Here is a 3470-nt window from a genome sequence, read left to right as displayed (position 1 = left end):
GGTTGTTGGTGTGTGGTGTGTATTTTTGATGATTATTTGTGTTGTGTGGCGTATAAGTTGTTACGGGCACACGGTGGATGCCTTGGCATCAGGAGCTGATGAAGGACGTGGAAATCTGCGATATGCCTCGGGGAGCTGATAAACGAGCTGTGATCCGAGGGTTTCCGAATGGGGTAACCCGGCTGCGTGTTATGCGTGGTCACTCGTATCTGAATTCATAGGGTGCGAGGAGGAACGTGGGGAAGTGAAACATCTCAGTACCCATAGGAAGAGAAAACAATAGTGATTCCGTGAGTAGTGGCGAGCGAAAGCGGATGGTGGCTAAACCGGTTGTGTGTGATACCTGGCGAGGGTTGCATGATCGGGGTTGTGGGATGCGTTGTTCCTGGGGTCGCCACCCTGGGGGTTGTGGTGTTGTGGTAGTCGAACTGGTGGTGAGTGCCAGACCGTAGTGGGTGTGAGTCCCGTAGACGAAACCGCAGTCATCTCGATCTAATGTACTCCCGAGTAGCACGGGGCTCGTGAAATCTCGTGTGAATCTGCCAGGACCACCTGGTAAGCCTGAATACTTCCTGATGACCGATAGCGGATCAGTACCGTGAGGGAATGGTGAAAAGTACCCCGGGAGGGGAGTGAAATAGTACCTGAAACCGTGTGCTTACAAGCCGTCGGAGCCTTTTGGGGTGACGGCGTGCCTTTTGAAGAATGAGCCTGCGAGTTAGTGTTACGTCGCGAGATTAACCCGTGTGGGGTAGTCGTAGCGAAAGCGAGTCTGAATAGGGCGTGTTGTAGTGGCGTGATCTAGACCCGAAGCGGGGTGATCTACCCATGGCCAGGTTGAAGCGCGTGTAAGAGCGCGTGGAGGACCGAACCCACTTCAGTTGAAAATGGAGGGGATGAGCTGTGGGTAGGGGTGAAAGGCCAATCAAACTCCGTGATAGCTGGTTCTCCCCGAAATGCATTTAGGTGCAGCGTCGTGTGTTGCTTGCTGGAGGTAGAGCTACTGGATGGCTGATGGGCCCTACAAGGTTACTGACGTCAACCAAACTCCGAATGCCAGTCAAGTGTAAGCGCGGCAGTGAGACTGTGGGGGATAAGCTTCATAGTCGAAAGGGAAACAGCCCAGACCATCAACTAAGGCCCCTAAGCGTGTGCTAAGTGGGAAAGGATGTGGAGTTGCTTAGACAACCAGGAGGTTGGCTTAGAAGCAGCCATCCTTGAAAGAGTGCGTAATAGCTCACTGGTCAAGTGATTCCGCGCCGATAATGTAGCGGGGCTCAAGTACACCGCCGAAGTTGTGGCATGACACCGTATAGCTGAGCCGTTAGTGGTTGAGGTGGTGTTGTGGGTAGGGGAGCGTCGTTGGGGTAGTGAAGCTGCGGGGTGACCCAGTGGTGGAACCTCAACGAGTGAGAATGCAGGCATGAGTAGCGAAAGACGGGTGAGAAACCCGTCCGCCGGATGATCAAGGGTTCCAGGGTCAAGCTAATCTGCCCTGGGTGAGTCGGGACCTAAGGCGAGGCCGACAGGCGTAGTCGATGGATAACGGGTTGATATTCCCGTACCGGCGAAAAACCGTCCATACTGAACCGGGGATACTAACCACCCGAACCACCATGATTGGATCCCTTCGGGGTGAAGACGTGTGTGGGGAGCGTGGGACCTGATCCGGGGAGGTAAGCGTATTAACAGGTGTGACGCAGGAAGGTAGCCAAGCCAGGCGATGGTTGTCCTGGTCTAAGCATGTAGGGTGGGTCGTTGGTAAATCCGCGGCCCGTGTGCCTGAGGTGTGATGGGACTCTCTTAGGTGAGGGAATTTGGTGATCCTATGCTGCCGAGAAAAGCATCGACGTGAGGTTTTAGTCGCCCGTACCCTAAACCGACACAGGTGATCAGGTAGAGAATACTAAGGCGTTCGAGAGAATCATGGTTAAGGAACTCGGCAAAATGCCCCCGTAACTTCGGGAGAAGGGGGGCCTTGGCTGGTGATCACCTTTTGCGGTGTGAGCTGGTTGGGGTCGCAGAGGCTAGGGGGAAGCGACTGTTTATCAAAAACACAGGTCCGTGCGAAGTCGTAAGACGATGTATACGGACTGACTCCTGCCCGGTGCTGGAAGGTTAAGAGGACTCGTTAGACTCTTTGGGGTCGAAGCGGAGAATTTAAGCCCCAGTAAACGGCGGTGGTAACTATAACCATCCTAAGGTAGCGAAATTCCTTGTCGGGTAAGTTCCGACCTGCACGAATGGAGTAACGACTTCCCTACTGTCTCAACCATGAACTCGGCGAAATTGCAGTACGAGTAAAGATGCTCGTTTCGCGCAGCAGGACGGAAAGACCCCGAGACCTTTACTATAGTTTGGTATTGGTGTTCGGTGTGGCTTGTGTAGGATAGGTGGGAGACTATGAAACCGCGACGCTAGTTGTGGTGGAGTCGTTGTTGAAATACCACTCTGGTCACTCTGGATATCTAACTTCGGCCCGTAATCCGGGTCAGGGACAGTGCCTGATGGGTAGTTTAACTGGGGCGGTTGCCTCCTAAAGAGTAACGGAGGCGCCCAAAGGTTCCCTCAGCCTGGTCGGCAATCAGGTGTTGAGTGTAAGTGCACAAGGGAGCTTGACTGTGAGAGTGACAGCTCGAGCAGGGACGAAAGTCGGGACTAGTGATCCGGCGGTACATTGTGGAATGGCCGTCGCTCAACGGATAAAAGGTACCTCGGGGATAACAGGCTGATCTTGCCCAAGAGTCCATATCGACGGCATGGTTTGGCACCTCGATGTCGGCTCGTCGCATCCTGGGGCTGGAGTTGGTCCCAAGGGTTGGGCTGTTCGCCCATTAAAGCGGTACGCGAGCTGGGTTCAGAACGTCGTGAGACAGTTCGGTCCCTATCCGCTGCGTGCGTTGGAAATTTGTGGAGGTCTGTCCTTAGTACGAGAGGACCGGGACGGACGAACCTCTGGTATGTCAGTTGTTCCGCCAGGAGCATGGCTGATTAGCTACGTTCGGAAGAGATAACCGCTGAAAGCATCTAAGCGGGAAGCTTGCTCCGAGATGAGATTTCCTGACCCCCCTATGGGGGTGTGAGGTTCCCAGTAGACGACTGGGTTGATAGGCCGGGTGTGGAAGCGTTGTAAGGCGTGGAGCTGACCGGTACTAATAAACCGAAGACTTATCACACACAACATTCATCAAAGATCTGTGTGTTCGCGTTCACTATGTGGTTGACAACCAACAACACCACGCAGGCCCCCTGTTTGGGGTGCTTCTGGTCGGGGTTGGTTTGGTAATTGGATAATGGTCCACGAGACCTGGAAACACCATGGTTTCCCACCACACGCGGTAGAGCGTGTTGGGTGGGGTTGGGTTTTCGGTGGTTATAGCGTGGGGGAAACGCCCGGTCCCATCTCGAACCCGGAAGCTAAGACCCACAGCGCTGATGGTACTGCACTCGGGAGGGTGTGGGAGAGTAAG

At 54.2% G+C, this 3470-nt stretch carries 2 rRNA genes; both read left to right on the top strand.

Annotated features, from left to right (window positions below):
• Positions 1–50 precede the first annotated feature (50 nt).
• A 23S ribosomal RNA gene (locus EWV37_RS15360) occupies positions 51–3176 on the top strand.
• A 189-nt stretch (positions 3177–3365) separates the two neighbouring features.
• Positions 3366–3470 (top strand): 5S ribosomal RNA (gene rrf / locus EWV37_RS15355); the annotation flags it as partial.

The organism is Kocuria carniphila (assembly GCF_004136555.1).
GTDB lineage: Bacteria > Actinomycetota > Actinomycetes > Actinomycetales > Micrococcaceae > Kocuria > Kocuria carniphila.
Note: the sequence above shows the minus strand (reverse complement) of the source record. Positions and strands in the feature narration are given on the sequence as shown.